This window comes from Candidatus Palauibacter sp., assembly GCF_965261555.1.
Taxonomy (GTDB): Bacteria; Gemmatimonadota; Gemmatimonadetes; order Palauibacterales; family Palauibacteraceae; genus Palauibacter.
This window is the reverse complement of the sequence record NZ_OZ253465.1, coordinates 2,026,385-2,041,912: the sequence shown is the minus strand read 5'-3', so window position 1 is coordinate 2,041,912 and position 15,528 is coordinate 2,026,385. Positions and strand designations below refer to the sequence as shown.

General features: G+C 68.6%; 15 protein-coding genes, 1 tRNA gene and 1 pseudogene. All 17 read right to left on the bottom strand.

The features are described 5' to 3' along the window. Nucleotides 1-28: 28 nt before the first annotated feature. The 17 genes and pseudogenes from ACQY5G_RS08835 to folP all read right to left on the bottom strand — a co-directional run bounded on the left by ACQY5G_RS08835 (nt 29) and on the right by folP (nt 15,507). Complete coding sequence (locus ACQY5G_RS08835; protein ID WP_428103899.1) at nt 29-958, bottom strand: copper resistance D family protein; 930 nt, start codon at nt 956-958, stop codon at nt 29-31. A 4-nt stretch (nt 959-962) separates the two neighbouring features. Then, nucleotides 963-4,130: a WD40/YVTN/BNR-like repeat-containing protein gene (locus ACQY5G_RS08830; protein WP_428103897.1), complete on the bottom strand. Its 3,168-nt coding sequence runs from the start codon at nt 4,128-4,130 to the stop codon at nt 963-965. 63 nt (nt 4,131-4,193) lie between these two features. Next, nucleotides 4,194-4,268 (bottom strand) — tRNA-Val (locus ACQY5G_RS08825). A gap of 85 nt (nt 4,269-4,353) precedes the next feature. Further along, nucleotides 4,354-4,578, bottom strand: coding sequence for a hypothetical protein (locus ACQY5G_RS08820; protein WP_428103894.1), 225 nt, complete (start codon nt 4,576-4,578; stop codon nt 4,354-4,356). 73 nt (nt 4,579-4,651) lie between these two features. Continuing rightward, nucleotides 4,652-5,644, bottom strand: a complete 993-nt coding sequence (locus tag ACQY5G_RS08815) for an RluA family pseudouridine synthase (protein WP_428103892.1) — start codon at nt 5,642-5,644, stop codon at nt 4,652-4,654. Between the two features lies 1 nt (nt 5,645). Next, nucleotides 5,646-6,185, bottom strand: coding sequence for a signal peptidase II (lspA, locus tag ACQY5G_RS08810; RefSeq protein WP_428103889.1), 540 nt, complete (start codon nt 6,183-6,185; stop codon nt 5,646-5,648). Beyond that, nucleotides 6,178-6,555 (bottom strand): TraR/DksA family transcriptional regulator, encoded by a 378-nt coding sequence (locus ACQY5G_RS08805; RefSeq protein ID WP_428103886.1) that lies wholly within the window; start codon nt 6,553-6,555, stop codon nt 6,178-6,180. The genes lspA and ACQY5G_RS08805 overlap by 8 nt, the downstream gene beginning before the upstream one ends. A 5-nt stretch (nt 6,556-6,560) precedes the next feature. Continuing rightward, complete coding sequence (gene ileS, locus ACQY5G_RS08800; protein WP_428103884.1) at nt 6,561-9,785, bottom strand: isoleucine--tRNA ligase; 3,225 nt, start codon at nt 9,783-9,785, stop codon at nt 6,561-6,563. Nucleotides 9,786-9,863: 78 nt separating this feature from the next. Beyond that, nucleotides 9,864-10,511 (bottom strand): DivIVA domain-containing protein, encoded by a 648-nt coding sequence (locus tag ACQY5G_RS08795; protein ID WP_428103881.1) that lies wholly within the window; start codon nt 10,509-10,511, stop codon nt 9,864-9,866. After that, nucleotides 10,508-11,206: a YggS family pyridoxal phosphate-dependent enzyme gene (locus ACQY5G_RS08790; protein ID WP_428103879.1), complete on the bottom strand. Its 699-nt coding sequence runs from the start codon at nt 11,204-11,206 to the stop codon at nt 10,508-10,510. Before ACQY5G_RS08790 ends, ACQY5G_RS08795 begins: the two co-directional genes overlap by 4 nt. Before the next feature lie 166 nt (nt 11,207-11,372). Beyond that, nucleotides 11,373-12,032 carry an energy transducer TonB gene (locus ACQY5G_RS08785; RefSeq protein WP_428103877.1) on the bottom strand — a complete coding sequence of 220 codons (660 nt, stop codon included), beginning with the start codon at nt 12,030-12,032 and terminating at the stop codon, nt 11,373-11,375. Nucleotides 12,033-12,077: 45 nt separating this feature from the next. Further along, the gene (locus tag ACQY5G_RS08780) at nt 12,078-12,422 is read right to left on the bottom strand and encodes an ExbD/TolR family protein (protein ID WP_419862377.1); all 345 of its coding nucleotides are present in this window, start codon (nt 12,420-12,422) and stop codon (nt 12,078-12,080) included. Continuing rightward, nucleotides 12,404-12,524: pseudogene (locus ACQY5G_RS08775) on the bottom strand (ExbD/TolR family protein); the annotation flags it as partial. The pseudogene ACQY5G_RS08775 and the gene ACQY5G_RS08780, both read right to left, overlap by 19 nt. Further along, the gene (locus ACQY5G_RS08770) at nt 12,525-12,938 is read right to left on the bottom strand and encodes an ExbD/TolR family protein (protein WP_428103875.1); all 414 of its coding nucleotides are present in this window, start codon (nt 12,936-12,938) and stop codon (nt 12,525-12,527) included. It abuts the pseudogene before it with no gap. A gap of 57 nt (nt 12,939-12,995) precedes the next feature. Beyond that, a complete protein-coding gene (locus ACQY5G_RS08765) occupies nt 12,996-13,661 on the bottom strand; it encodes a MotA/TolQ/ExbB proton channel family protein (RefSeq protein WP_428103873.1) in 666 nt (221 codons plus the stop codon). Between the two features lie 59 nt (nt 13,662-13,720). Next, nucleotides 13,721-14,590, bottom strand: a complete 870-nt coding sequence (gene cdaA, locus ACQY5G_RS08760; protein WP_428103871.1) for a diadenylate cyclase CdaA — start codon at nt 14,588-14,590, stop codon at nt 13,721-13,723. After that, nucleotides 14,590-15,507: a dihydropteroate synthase gene (gene folP / locus ACQY5G_RS08755; RefSeq protein WP_428103869.1), complete on the bottom strand. Its 918-nt coding sequence runs from the start codon at nt 15,505-15,507 to the stop codon at nt 14,590-14,592. The genes cdaA and folP overlap by 1 nt, the downstream gene beginning before the upstream one ends. Nucleotides 15,508-15,528: the final 21 nt, after the last annotated feature.

Sequence of the window (15,528 nt, the reverse complement as noted above, 5' to 3'; positions counted from 1 at the left end):
GCGTGTCTCACCGAGTGTCTCACCGGCTTCAATGGGCCGGGGGCGTCGTGCCGGTGAGGACGGCGGTGACGAGGAGCAGAAGACCTGCCGCGCTCAGTTCGACGGTGACGGTCGGCGGGAGACGGGGCGGATCCCCGGCTTCCGCGACCCGGCCGCGAGCGCGCCGCCAGTTGTACGCGCCGCAGCCCGCGATCGCGAGGACGACGAAGAGCTTCAGACTCAGCGTCCGCCCCCAGGGTTCGGTCCAGAGCGCCGAGACTGCTCCGAGATGGAGCCATGCCGCGAAGAGTCCGGTGACCGCGATGACGGCCGCCGAGCCCAGCGCGAGCGGCGAGAAGGCCGTGATCCAGTCGACGATGCGGCGCTTCGACGGCGAAGCCCCGCGGCGCCGGCCGAGATAGAGGACTCCGGCCATCACGGCCAGCGTGCCCAGCCACACGCCCCCCGCCACCATGTGGAAGATGTCGGCGGTGATCGCGGGAGTGACGAAGTGTTCGGCTCCGACCGCATGCCCGGCCAGCGCCGGCGTGTACGCGAGGAGGGCCACCCCCGCCGTGGCCGCGATCCAGCCGAATTCCGCCCGGGCGCCCCGCGCGGCGGCGAGCGCGAAGGCCAGCCCGGAGAGAACGACCGCCGCGACCTGTGCGAGCCACGCCCGCCCCCAGGAGGTCCCCATCACAAGCAGGCGAAGCTCCGCCCCCAGCGGTTCGAACGGATCGCGAAAGACGCTCGCCTCCGCCGCGAGCCGACCCAGCGTGCCCGCGCCGGCGAGCAGTACCGCGAGGCCGCCGATCCCGGCGGCCAGCCTCTCGGGCGCCACGCCCGCAGCTCCATCCTCCTCCGGCGCGAACCCCGGAAAGCGTCTGAGGATGACCAGCTTGAAGGCCACCGCCCCCACCGCGACGAGGAGGCCCGTGAACAACGCCCAGCGCGAGAGCGTGCCGATCAGAAACCACATGCGATCAGCTGATCACCACCCGCCGCCAGTTCGTAATGATCTTCGGCGCGTCCTCCAGGAGGTCGTTGAGGTCGGCGATCACGCCGTTCACGATGCCGGAGAGCTCCTCGGCCCGCTGAGCGGCGCCGGCTTCGATCTCCGTCAGCACGTCCATCTGCCCGACCGTCGGTCGCGCCTGCGGGCCCGAGACCGCGCGGGAGATGTTGCGAAGCTGCTCGATGAGGCGCGGCCAATCGCGGTAGCCCATCGATCCCGGCGGACGCCGCACTTCGCTCGACACCGCCGTCAGCTGACTCTGAGCATCGTCGGCGACGGCTCTCACCTGTTCTTCGTTGGACAGGTCCTTGCCTTCGATGGACTCGAGGAGTCCGTCGATCTGTCCGTCCAGATCGATGATCGTGCCCATCATCCGATTGAGTTGCGTCTCGAGGTCGCGTGCGCGCATGGCCGCGGTGAAGCGCTCGTCGTACACGGCCTGCGAGGCCGCCACGTTGGGGTCGCCGCGAAGCTGGAAGTCCTTCGACAGCTCCGTGCCGCCCACATCGATCGTCGCCGTGTAGGTGCCCGGGACGGCGGGCGGGCCCGTCGGGCCGAAGAAGAAGAACCCTCCGCCCGGAGGACCCTGTCCCGGAATCGGCTCCGCGCCGGTCCAGCGGAGGTCCCAGATCGCGCGGTTGAGGCCCGACGTGACGTCACGGTGCTGGAACTCGCGCACGAGCGTGCCGCTGCGGTCCGTGATACGCACGTCGACCGAGTTGCCCGCAGCCTCCGCGGCGTCCTCCGAGAGGTGGAAGTGGATCCACGCGCCGGGGGCGGGGTTCTCCCCCGCAAAACGGCTCTGGCCGAAGTTGCTGGTGCGGCCCCACATCTCCCACTCCGTCGCCGTGCGGATGTCGAAGAGATGGGCGTCCTGGCCGATGGCCGCGGTCAGCTCGACCATGGGCTGGATGTCGTCGAGGATGAACGCGCCGCGCCCGTGCGTGCCGATGACGAGGTCGTTGTACTGGCGCTGGATCTTCACGCCCCGCACCGACACGCGCGGAAGGTTGCCGCGGATGTCCACCCACGTGTCGCCGCGGTCCCACGACGCGAAGATGCCGCGCTCCATGCCGACGAAGAGCAGGTCCGGGTTCGAGGGATGCTGCCGCACGACCTTCACGTAGTCGTCCTGGGGGAGCCCGGCGGAAATGTCTCGCCACGTCTGCCCGTAGTCGCGCGTCTCCCACAGGTGCGGGGTGAAGTCGTCGAGGCGGTGGTTGTCGACGGCCATGTACGCGGTGCCGGCATCCGTGGGTGATGCCTCGATGTTGCCGATCCAGGTCTCGGCGGGCAGGCCGGGCACGCGGTCGCGGACGTTCGTCCACGTCGCGCCGTTGTCGCGCGTGATCTGCACGTTACCGTCGTCGGTGCCGACCCAGATCACACCCGGCTCGAACTCGTCCTCGGCGATGGTGAGGATCGTCGTGTGGAATTCCGCCGCGGTGTTGTCCAGGTAGATCTCGCCGCCTGAATCGAGCTGCTTCTCCGGGTCGTCGGTGGTGAGGTCGGGGCTGATCACGTCCCACGAGTGGCCGTAGTCGTTGCTGCGGAAGACGACGTTGCCGCCCCAGTACACCGTGGCCGGGTCGTGCGGCGAGATGACGATCGGCGCGTCCCAGTTGAAACGGTACCTCGCCTGGTACATGCCCTGCCCCACCGAGCCGATCATGAGCGGCCACGGTTCGATCGACCGCATCTGCCCCGAGTTCGTGTCCGTGATGCGGAAGTAGCCGCCCTGCGCGTTCGAGTAGATCAGGTTCGGCTGACCCGGCACCGGCACGGTGTAGAAGCCGTCGCCGCCGGAGACGGTGTAGAAATAGCCGGGCAGGATGCCGCGGCGGTCGTTGAGCCGGCTCGGCCCGCACCAGTTGCCGTTGTCCTGCAGCCCGCCGCACACGTAGTACGGGTCGCGGTCGTCGACGAAGATGTGGTAGTACTGCGCGAGGCTGAAGTTGCGGAAGATGTGGAAGTTGGCGCCTCCGTCGTACGACACCTGCATCCCGCCGTCCGAGCCCGAGAGGATCCGCTCGCCGTCTTCCGGGTCGATCCAGTACGCCTGGTGGTCGCCGTGCACGTCGTTGGCGATGCGCTCGAAGGTCCGGCCCCCGTCGGTCGATTTCGACAGCCCGCCCGAGAGCGTGTACAGCGTCTCGTGGTCGGACGGGTCGACGTAGACGTCGGAGTAGTAGAAGGGCCGGAAGTTGAGCTGGTTCTTGTTGTCGTTGACCATCTCCCAGGTCTCGCCGTAGTCGTCGGACATGAAGAGCGTGCCGGCGGTGGGGTATTCGGTGATCAGGTAGACGATGTTCGGACGGGACTGCGCCACGCTGATGCCGATGCGGGCCATGGGCTCGTCCGGCGTCGTCGTGATCTTCTTCCACGAGATGCCGCCGTCGCGCGAGACGTAAAGCGCCGTCTCCCTGCCCCCGTCGTCAAAACGCCACGGCAGACGGCGGAAGGTCCACATACCCGCGTAGACGTTGCGGGGGTTCGTCAGGTCGATGTCGATGTCCGAGCACCCTGTGTCCTCGTCGATGAACAGCACGTGGTCCCACGTCTGGCCACCGTCGGTCGTGCGGAAGACGCCGCGCTCCCGGTTGGGGCCCCATTCGTGGCCCATCGCGCAGACCAGGGCGACATCGGGGTCGCGCGGGTCGACGACGATGCGCTTGATGCGTTCGCTGTCGTCGAGGCCGAGGTGGGTCCAGGTGGCGCCGCCATCGGTCGAACGGTACACGCCGTCGCCGTACGAGACCGAGTTGCGCGGGTCGCCCTCGCCGGAGCCGAGCCAGACGACGTTGTGGTCGGAGGGAGCAAGCGTCAGCGCCCCGACCGAGTAGGTGTTCTCGTCGTCCCACTGATGCTCGAAGGTCACTCCGCCGTTGGTGGTCTTCCAGACGCCCCCGTTGGCCGCTCCGACCCAGAAGGTCCGCGGATCGCCCGGTACGCCGATGATGGCGGACACCCGTCCGCCCATGTTCACGGGACCGATGTGTCGCCACTCGATGTCGCCCAGCGCAGCCGAGATGGCGGCGGGGCTTTGGGCCTGCGCCGGCGTGGTAGCGACCGGTGTGGCGGCGAGAAGGGCGAAGAGTGCGAGGGCGAGCCGGAATGCGCTGCGCGGCAACTTCATGAGAGTTTCTCCCGGGATGGTTGGTTGGAGGGGCGGAGGACCCTCCGGATCGCGTAAGTTCAATGGGCGAAGAGGGATTCGAACCCCCGACCTCCTGCTTGTAAGGCAGGCGCTCTGAACCGGCTGAGCTATTCGCCCCGAATCGTGGCCACCCGCGCGGCGTTGCGGCGGGGCCTCCCCGGGCCGACTCCCGCTGGCCCAGCCCTTGCTGGCCGAGCCGGCGCTAGCTGAGCCGGCGCCAGCCGAGGATCAGTCCGGCGGGCAGGAACACCGCATAGCCCAGGATGAGCAGGAGCGGCGCGGCCGTCACGGATCCCCGGTCGAGCAGCACGTATCCGGCGGCGATCGACGTGAGGCCGAGCGCGAACGCCACGTAGTTGGCCACTCCGAACTGGAGGCCCCGCGCGGGGGCGTCCCCACTCCTCCGGTCGCGTCTTCGCTGATTCATGCGGGGACGCTAGATGTCCCCCCGACATGCGTCAACCACGATGGGGGCGCATTCCCGGCGCGCCTGGAGCACTTCACGAACTCGCCCGGGCCCATTCCGAGGCCTCCAGGAGCGGCGAAGGCAGCGGCGAGGCGAAGGACAGCGCCTCGCCGGTCCCGGGGTGCTCGAACGCGAGGTGCGCGGCGTGCAGGAAGAGTCGCCCGGCCCGGCGCCGGAGCTCTCCGGCCCAGCGGCCGCCCGCGCCGCCGAAGCCACGTTCCCAGTGCGGCCCGTAGATGGGGTCCGCGACAACCGGGTGTCCGAGCGATCCGAGGTGCACCCGAATCTGGTGCGTCCTCCCCGTGGCGAGCCGGACGGCGAGCAGCTCCGCGGCGTTCCAGCGTTCCAGGCGCTTGAAGTGCGTGACCGCGGGCCGTCCGGTCTCGCGCACGGCCATCCGCTTCCGGTCGCGCGGGTCGCGCCCGATCGGGCGATCGACCGTGAAGCGCTCCTCGTCGAGGTGTCCCCAGACTGCGGCGACGTACCCGCGCTCGACCTCGCGGCGGTGGAGCGCGGCGGAAAGCGCTCGATGCGCCTCGTCCCGGCGCGCGACGAGTATGAGCCCGCTCGTGTCCTTGTCCAGCCGGTGCACGATCCCGGGCCGGCGGTCCCCGCCGATGCTCGACAGCCCGCCGAGGTGAAAGAGGAGGGCGTTCACGAGCGTGCCGCCCGGATGGCCGGGCGCGGGGTGGACGACGAGTCCTGCCGGCTTCTCGACCACCGCGAGGTCGTCGTCCGCGTATCGGACTTTGACGGGGATGTCCTCGGGCTCCAGCCGGGTGGAAACCGGGGGCGGCAGTTCGACCTCGATCCGATCTCCCGCCCGCGGCCGATACCGTTTCTTTGGGACCTGTCCGTCGACGGTCACCCGGCCGTCGGAGATGAGTTGCACGACTTGGGCCCGGCTCAGCGAGAGACGTTCGGCCAGCAGGCGGTCGAGCCGGTCGCCGGCCGCGTCCTCGCCCTCGCAGATCTCGATGAGCCGCCGCCCGCCCGCACCCTCCGCATCGGATTCGGGCGGACTCACTTCACTCGGGGGTCGCCTCCGCCGCCGCAGCCGCCACCTCCCTCTCGCGCCGGCCCTCGAGCCAGAACGAGATCAGCAGCAGCACCGCACCGACCGTCACGGCGGAATCCGCGATGTTGAAGATGGGGAAACGGCTCGCACCGATGCCGAAGTCGAGGAAGTCGACGACGCCGGCTTCCAGCCGGATGCGATCCCAGATGTTGCCGAGCGCGCCGGCGGATACGAGCGAGATGGCGAGGATGCGAAGCCGGTCGGAGGACGGGGTCGCGCGGTAGATGATGCCGAGTACGCCGAGCGCGATCAGGGAGAGGACGAGAAAGAAGATCCGGGAATGTTCGCCGATGTCGAGCCCGAAGGCCGCGCCGCGGTTGTGCGTGTAGGTGAAGCGGAAGAAGTCGCCGATCACCGGGGTCCGCTCGTACAGTTCGAACGTGTTCATGACCCATGCCTTGGTCACGATGTCCAGCGCGAGGATGACGACGATCGGAACGAGCGTCAGCCAGAGGCGGACGGCGAGATCGCGTCCGGGAGCTTCAGGCACCCGTCTCCTCCTTCTCCTTGCACCGGATGCAGAGCCGCGCGTGCGGGAGGGCGTCGAGCCGCTCGAAGCTGATCTCCTCGTCGCAGTCCTCGCACCTTCCGAATTGCTCCGGGTTCCGATAGAGCCGCCTCAGCGCCTCGTCGATGTGGTAGAGCAGCCGACCCTCCTTGCTCGCGAACAGGAACGCCTTCTCGCGCTCCATGGCGTCCGTCCCCTGGTCCGCCATGTGGAAGCTGTAGGCGGCCAGATCGCTGTCCGCTCCCTGAAGGGAACTCGTAAACGAGTCGTCGTACTGGCCGAGTTCCCGCGTCGCGCGCGACCGGGCCGCCAGCAGTCTCTTCTCGATGTGCTTCCGTTGTTCCGCGTTCATCCTTCTCAAGCGCGTTCGTCGACCCCGCCGATTCCGATGCGGACCTCGACGTCGTCGATCTTCACCACGGCCGTACTCAGGCCTCCCCGGGGCACCGACCCCGTCTGCACTTCCACGGCCAGCGTCTCGCCGGCAACGTAGGCCGCATACGCCGACACGGCCCGTTCCAGATCCTGCGGGCCCGCCACGCCGAGGCGGATGCGGTCGGCGACTTCGAGCCCCGCATCGCGCCGCAGCCGCTGGACGCGGTTCACGATCTCCCGCGCGTAACCTTCGGCTCGCAGCGCATCATCGATCTCGGTATCCAGGGCCGCGAGGTAACCACCTCCCGCCGCCACGGCGAGATCGGTGAGCGTCTCCTCCTGAATCACGAGGTCTTCGGGCGACACCTGAACCCGTTCGCCTCCGATCTCGATGTCGAGCGGCTCCCCGTCCCTGAGCCTTCTCAGGGCTACCGCATCCAGATCCGCGATCCCGGCCGCGACGGCCGGCGTGCGCGCTCCGTGTTTCGGACCCAGCGCCCCGAACCGCGGCTTCGCGTATAGCCGGGTAAGATCTTCGCTATCCCCCAGCGACACAACCTTTTTAACGTTGAGTTCTTCCATCGCAAGCGCCGCCATCGGGTCCGCGAGCGCCCGTCCCTCCGGCAGAACCGCGTGCAGCGTCTGCAGCGGCTGCCGAATCCGGACCCCCGCCTTTTCCCGCGCGGCGCGGCCCAGCGCCACCAGGCGCCGGACGTCGTCCATCGCCTGTTCGAGTTCGGGCTCCGAATGCCCTTCCGGCTCCGGGAAGTCCGCCAGGTGGACGGACGCTTCGTCCGTGAGCGCCCGGTACAGCCAATCGGACATGAACGGGGCGTACGGGGCGAGCAGCCGCGCGGTCGTGGCGAGACATTCGTGGAGCGTCGCGAAGGCGTCGGCGCTCGCGGCCTCGGTCCCCGGCTGCGTCGCCCAGAAGCGGTCGCGGCTCCGGCGCACGTACCAGTTCGACACGTCGTCGAGCACGAACTCCTGGATGGCGCGCGCGCCGGCCGTGAGATCGAACGACTCCAGCGCTTCCCCCACGAGCCGCACGACCCGGTCGAGGCGGGCGAGCACCCAGCGGTCGAGGTCGCTTCGGCCGGAAACGGGGGCCGCCGAGGACGCGGTGTGAGACCACCCCTCCTCGTTCGCGTAGAGGGCGAAGAAGCGATACGTGTGACGGAGCGTGGCGAACAGCTTGCGGTCGGTCTCGCGCAGCGCCGACGGGTCCCACCGCTTCGGCACCCAGGGGTTGGACCCCGAGAGGAAGTAGAAGCGCGTGACATCGGCCCCGTACGTGTCGAGCGCGTCGCGCGGATCCACCGCGTTGCCCCGCGACTTCGACATCTTCCGCCCCTTCGCGTCGAGCACCTGGTCGTTGACGACGACGGCCCGGAACGGCGCGCGATCGAAGAGGATGGTGGACAGCGCGAGGAGCGAGTAGAACCAGCCGCGCGTCTGATCGACGCCCTCGGCGATGTAGTCGGCCGGGAAGTAGCGCTCGAAGGTTTGCCGGTTCTCGAACGGATAGTGCCACTGGGCGTAGGGCATGGAGCCGGAGTCGAACCACGCGTCGGCGACTTCCGGGACGCGCCGCATCGTGCCGCAGCATGCGTCGACGGCGCAGCACCATTCGTATCCGTCGATCCCCGGCCGGTGGGGATCGAAGTCTTCGGGCAGGCCGCCGACGCGGCGCCCCAGCTCCGCGAAGGATCCGAGCACCTCCCGGTGTTCGCACTCGGAGCAGAGCCAGATGGGCAGGGGGGTGCCCCAGTAACGCTCGCGCGAGAGCGCCCAGTCGATGTTGTTCTGCAGCCACTCGCCCATGCGGCCGGATCCCGTCTCGGGTGGATGCCAGTCGATGGACGCGTTGTGCTCGAGCAGGCGCGACTTCACGGCGGTCGTCCGGATGTACCACGAATCGCGCGCCATGTAGAGAAGCGCATCGTCGCAGCGCCAGCAGTGGGGATAGCTGTGTTCATACATCTCGCGCAGATAAAGCTGGTCGTGCGCGACGGCCCAGTCGCGGAGCGCGCGTTCGGTCTCTCGATCCTTCACGTGCATCCCGGCGAGTCCGCCCGGCACGGTGTCGAGAAAGCGCCCGTCCCCGCCGACCGTGTGCTGCATCGGCAGTCCCGCCGCCTCGCCCAGCCGAAAGTCGTCCTCCCCGTACATCACCGCGGTGTGGACGACGCCCGTCCCCTCATCGACCGTGACGAAGTCCGCCTCCAGCACCGTCCACGCGGTATCGGAGCCGGCGCCGTCCACCGCGTTCGGGAAGAGCGGGCGGTAGCGCCGCCCGGCGAGTTCGTCGGCGCGCACCTCCCCGATGATCTCATATTGGTGCCGCAGCACCTCGGCGACGCGGTCGCGGGCCAGGATGAGCACCTCTCCCGGCGAAGCACCACCGGGCCCGTCGTGCGCCCGCGCGGGGGTCGTGCCGCCGTCCGCGCCCTCGGGCAGGATGCGGACGCGGGCGTAGGGGATGTCGGGCCCCACCGCGAGGCCCAGGTTCCCCGGAAGCGTCCAGGGAGTCGTGGTCCAGCTCAGGATCCGCGCGCCGTCCGGGTCATCGACGAGATGGAACTTCATGTAGACCGCGGGCTCGGTCACGTCGCGGTAACCCTGGGCCACCTCGTGGCTCGAGAGGCCGGTGCCGCAGCGCGGACACGTCGGGATGACGCGGTACCCCCTGTACAGCAGGCCGCGCTTCTCAATCTCCGAGAGCGCCCACCAGCCCGACTCGATGAACTCCTTCGAGTACGTGACGTACGGGTCGCCGTAGTCCAGCCAGTAGCCGATGTGCCGCGACAGCCGCTCCCAGGCGTCCTGGTAGCGGAATACGTTGTTCCGGCACTTGTCGTTGAACTTCCGGATTCCGTAACGCTCGATGTCCGGCTTGCCGGAGATGCCGAGCGAGCGCTCAACCTCGAGTTCCACCGGCAGTCCGTGGGTGTCCCAGCCCGCCTTCCGCGGCACGTGGTAACCGGACATGGTGCGGTATCGGGCCACCGCGTCCTTGATCGTGCGGGCAAGGATGTGGTGGACGCCGGGCGCGGCGTTCGCGGTCGGCGGCCCCTCGTAGAACACGAAGTCCGGCGCAGCCTCCCGGGCCGCGAGGCTGCGCTCGAAGGTCTTCTCTTCCTCCCAGCTTCCGAGGACTTCGGCTTCGAGCCCGCGTACGGACTCCGGTATCGGCCGGTAGGCCATGGAGGTGCTCCGTCTGGTTGTTCCTGGATGGTCGACGCAGTCGTCGGAACGGCGGGCGTGCGCAGCGGGGTGCTGCGGTCAGGTCGACGCGGCGCCCGAACCGCCGGCGTCGACCCGGCTAATCGATGGAGGCGGGGGCTCGGTATCGGACTCCGGAGCGACAGGCTCGGCAGCGATGGGCTCGGCAGCGGCGACCTCGCGCGCCCCGTCTCCGCTCCCTCCTCGCAGCCGCTCGATGAACCGGTCGAGATCGCCGGCTCCGTCCCCGAACCGTTCATCCTCGAAGTCGAGGTATTCGTCGAAGCGCTCGAACAGTTTCCGCAGCGCGGCGAGGAAGCGGCCCCGGGTCGCCTTCAGATCTTCGATCTTGTCGTGGCAGAGACGGACGGCCCGCTCCGCGTCGGCGAGCACGGCGTCCGCGCGCATCTCGGCCTCGCGGAGCCGCACGGCCGCGTCGCGCTCGGACTGCAGGCGGGCCTCCTCGCGCAACTCCTGCGCGGCCAGGAGCGCTTCATTGAGGGCCTTCTCGCGGGCCCGGTAGCTCTCCAACTGGTGTTTCTGCTGCTCGATCCGGTCGCTGAGCACGACGTGCTCGCGCACGTGGCGTTCAAGGCAATCCGCCACGACCGCGAGGAACGCATCGACCTGCTGTGCATCGTACCCGCGCACGGAACGCCTGAAGTCGTCCTTCTTCTTGCGGACGTCAAGCGGTGTCAGGTCGATCATCTCTCCCCCAGTAGCACCGTGCCGAGTCGCACCCGCGTGCTCCCCTCCTCGATCGCGATCTCGAAGTCGTTGCTCATCCCCATCGAGAGCGCCTTGCCCTCAAAATCCGGAATCTCCGCGCGGCAGCGTTCCAGCAGCCGCGCCGCACCGAGGAACGCGGGCCGGACCACGGCCTCGTCCTCGGTAAACGGCGCCATCGTCATCAGTCCGGCCACCCGCAGACCGGGCAGTTCACAGATCTCGGCCACCGCGTCGAGCGCCACGTCCGGGCCCAGGCCGGCCTTCGCCGCCTCCCCCGACGTGTTCACCTGCACGAGCACCTCGACCGGTTCGCGCCGTTCCTCCCCGACGATCCGGTTCAACGTGCTCGCGAGCCGCACGCTGTCCACAGACTCGACGACATCGAACAGCCGGACCGCACGCCGCGCCTTGTTGCGCTGCAGCCGACCGATCAGGTGCCACGCGACGCCGGGCGTCGGCCCCAGCTCCAACCGCTTGGCTTCGGCTTCCGGAACCCGGTTCTCGCCGATTCGGCCCACGCCGAGAGCCTTCACGACCTCGATTCCCCGGGCGGGATGCCCCTTCGTCACGGGGAGAATCTCGACGTCGCTCGCGCGCCGTCCGGCCCGCCTCGCCGCAGCCTCGATGCGCTCTGTCACCTCGGCCAGCCGGGCCTCGACCTGATCTTTCGTCACGCGGCACAGTCTACGGGCCCGCGCCCGGCGATGCGAGCCATCCGCCGGGGGTCCGGACGGCACCCGCCGGACCGCAAAAAACGAGCGCCCGGCGTCGCTTTGGCGTCGCCGGGCGCTTGCCGTCGCCTCAGAAGCTGCGGGACGGCTGGTGTCGTGTCTCCGTAATCTAGATCACCTGGAACGTCACCCACTGGGAGACCCAGACCGCCGTGACCTTGTCGCGGTTCTTCGCCGGCGTGAATCGCATGGTCGGGACAAGTTTCCCCGCCGCCTCGTCGAGCAGGCCGTTACCCGAGGAGGTCTTCACCTCGAAGTTCTCGACGGTTCCGCCCTCCGTCACGTAGAGCCAGAGTTCGACCCGGCCCCCGATGCCCGCATCCTTCAGCGTGCGCGGATAGTCCCGCTGCAGGATCTGCTGAACCTCGCCGGAGTTCAGCATCACGGGAGGCGTGTCGTACGCGATGAAGGACGGCCGGTCCGCCGGACTCCCGGTCTCGGGAGGCGGGGGCAGGGCGTTATCCGTCGTGAACGACTCGAAGGTCGTTTCCGCGATCGTGATATCCTCGGAGATGTCGACCGAAGCGACCCGCGGGGTGGCCGGACGGGCGATCTGTTCCGGCGGCGGCGGGATCTTCACCTCGGGCGGCAACGACACCGCCTCGATTTCATCGACCACCGTACCGAGATCCTCCGCCTCGAACGGTTGGACGAGGACGAACAGTCCGAAGTGGAGCGTGACGGCAACCATCAACCCGATCTGCGTCCAGTTGGTGCTCGCCCGCTTGAACTGGTCGTTCGCGGTGAGCCGAATTCCGGTCTCTTCCATCGTTTCTCTCCCGGTCTCCTGAAGCCCGTGGTGTGGCTGCCGCTGCTAGCGCCGAGCGCGCATCGCGCGCTGCTCGAGTCGCGTGGCGAAGGTGACGCGCACCGCGCCGGACGCCTGCAGTTCTTCCGTAATCGTATTGATCTGCTGATAAGGCACTTCGGAGTCGCCGCGAATCGCGATCACGAGTTCACGGTTCTCCGCGTAGATCGGCCGAACGGTCTCCGAGATGTCCTCGAACGGCGTCAGCACGTCGTTGATCCAGACCGAACCGTCGCGCTGAACCCAGAGGTGGAGGATGTTCTGCCGCTTTTCGTCGATCTTCTCGGTGGCCTCGGCGGTCGTCCACTCGATCTGCCGGTTCCGGTCCTTCCGGAAGACCGTCGTGACCATGAAGAAGATGAGGAGGAGGAACGCGATGTCCGCCATCGAAGAGGTCGGGATCGACCCGTCCGACCCGGACTTTTTCTTGAAGCCGCTGTCCTTGATGGCCATCTAGTTCTCCATCTCCTGTAGCGAGATTCGCTCGGCGCCCGCCAGCTTCACCTCATCGAGCACGTTGACCATGTGACGATAGGGCGCGTTGGGGTGGGTCTGAATGGCGGCGATGAGATTCTCGTTGCCCGCCAGTTCGGTGCGCAGGATGTTCGCCACCTGCGTGTGCGCCACGACTTGTTCCTGTTCGCTCTCGCCCCGGCGCACGATGACGCGGCCGTCAGGCTGCACGATGAAGAAGATCAGGTTCCGCCCCGACACATCCTGCTCCTCGGCCTGCTCCGGGAGCACGATCGGCAGTCCCCGTTCCTCGTTGAACACCGTCGTCGTGAGGAAGAAGACCAGGAGGAGGAACGCGATGTCCGCCATCGAAGAGGTCGGGATCTCGTCCGACACCTTCTGCTTGCGTTTCATGATCGCCATTGTGGACTTCTTTCTCCGTTTGTCGCGTCGATCTGCGACCCGGGCTCGTCAGCTCGCCCGCGCGCCCCGATCCTCGAGGTCCCAGATAAGCCCGAGCACCTCCTGCGCCCCCTCCTCCATGTCGAGGATGAGACGATCGATGCGGGTGACGAAAAAGTTGTAGCCGATGTTGACGGGGATCGCGATCGAGAGTCCGGTGGCGGTGGTGATGAGCGCCACCTTGATGCCGCCGGCGACGAGCCCCGGCTCGACCTGTCCCGCGATCTCGATGGCCTGGAAGGCGAGGATCATCCCGATCACGGTTCCGAGGAAGCCAAGCATGGGGGCGACGTTGGCGATCGTGCCCAGGACCGTGAGGCCGCGCTCGAGGAAGTCGAGCTCGATCACGCCCGTCGTGGCGATCGCCTTCTGGATGTCCTTGCCGTCGGAGCGCGCCTCGCTGCCGCGGTCGCGGAGGCGGCGCAGGCCGGCGAGGAGGATTGCGGCGACGGGTCCCCGCGTTTCCTCGGCCGTCGTAATCGCTTCGCCGAGGCGGCCGGTCACGCCGAGGTTCTCGATCTCGTCGAGCAGCTTCCTCGAATCGCGGTGGGCGATCCACAGCGTCCACGCCTTGGCCAGCATCACGCCGATCGCGATCAGCGAGCAGAGGACGAGGGGGTACATCATGAACCCGCCATCGGTGAACAGAGTCAGCAGCTCGTACTGATTGTCCATATCGCCTGCCCGTGAGGGATTTGTCGCCAGATTCCCGGTCTGGTCGCAACTCGAAAAGTTTAGGGGACGGACGGAGCCTCGTCAAACCGTTTGGGTCCATCCGGCCGATCCGCGGACTCCGCGTCCAGATCCGCGCCGGGGCGGCCCAGTTCAGGTGCCGCGACGTCGGCCGCCAGATGGTCCCGGAGCTGTTGCGGCGCCAGGTTCCTGCGCAGGACGCCACGACGGGCCAGCGAAATCTGGCTGGTCTCCTCGGACACGACGACGACGTACGCGTCGGTCTCCTCCGAAAGGCCGAGCGTGGCCCGGTGCCGGGTCCCCAGCGTCCGGTCGCTGAGGGGATACTGCGTGAGCGGGAGATGGACGCCGGCGGCCACGATCTGCCCGTCGCGCACGACGACCGCCCCATCGTGGAGGGGCGACTTGGGCGTGAACAGAGACACGAGCAGGCTGGACGACACATCGGCCCGGAGGCGCGTCCCGGTCTTCTCGATGTACTCCTCCAGGGACAGTTCACGTTCGATCGCGATGATCGCCCCGGTCCGGGCGCGGGACAGCTCCTCCGCCGCCTTCGCGATCTCATCCGCGACCGCCTCGCTCCGCTCCTGCAGCCGGGTCAGCGCACTCAGCACGCGGCTTCGGCCGATCCGGGCGAGCGCGTTCCGCAGCTCGGGGTGAAAGACGACGATGAGCGCGAAGGCGCCGTAGGTGAAAGCTTGCGAGAGAATCGACCGGATGAGGTCGAGGCTGAGCCATCCCGCCGCCGCGTAGACCGCCGCGAGCAGGACGAGGCCGAACAGCATCTGGAACGCCCGCGTGCCGGACCAGAGGATGAGCACCCGGTAGATGAGCACCGCGACGACGGTGATCTCGAAGACGTCCAGAAGATCGATCTGCAGGAGGCGCAGGTAGTTCCAGAAGGCGTCCATCACCTGCGGCCTCCAGCCGCGCGCGGGCGGGCGGACGGACGGGCGCCGCGAACGTCGCCGGTCCGGCGGGCCTCGATCGCGCCGTCGACGTCGAGCGCCTGACGCATCTCGCGAACATCGTGCACGCGGAGCACATCGGCGCCGCGCCGCGCCGCGGCCAGACACGCCGCGACGGAGGCCGTGACGCGCTCGGCCGGCCCCACATCGAGCAGCGCCCCAAGAAAGGACTTGCGCGACGGGCCGACCCACACCGGTGCTCCGAGCGACGCGATCTCGTCGAGCCGGGCCAGCAGCTCGAGATTGCCGTCCAGCGACTTGCCGAAGCCGATCCCCGGGTCGACCGCGATCTGATCCGGCTCGCAGCCCGCGTCGAGCGCCGCCCGCCGCGCGTCGGCGAGGGCGCCGCGGACCTCCGCCACGACGTCGCCGTAGTCGGTGTCGAGCTGCATGGTTCGGGGTGTGCCGCGCATGTGCATGAGGACGAGCCCGACGCCCGTGCGGGCCGCGAGCCCCGCAAGCGCCGGATCGGCGCGCAGGGCCGTCACGTCGTTGATCGCCGAGGCGCCCGCGTTCACCGCTCGCTCCGCCACCTCGAGCTTGTGCGTGTCCACGGAGACGGGGATCGGGAGGTCACGAAGTCCGCGGAGCACCGGTTCGAGCCGGGCCCACTCCTCGTCCGCCGACACCGGATCGGCACCGGGGCGGGTGGACTCGGCCCCGATATCGAGGATCGCCGCTCCCTCTGCCGCGATCTGCCGGCCTCGCGCGATCGCCTTCCGAGGCTCGCTGAACCGGCCGCCATCCGAGAACGAATCGGGCGTGACGTTCAGTATCCCCGCGATCACGGGTGATTCCAGGGAGATCTCGCGATCGCCCGTCCGCCAGGTGCGCGCCGGCCCGACCGCCGAGAGCCCCATCCGCGCGCCGCGCCCCGTCAG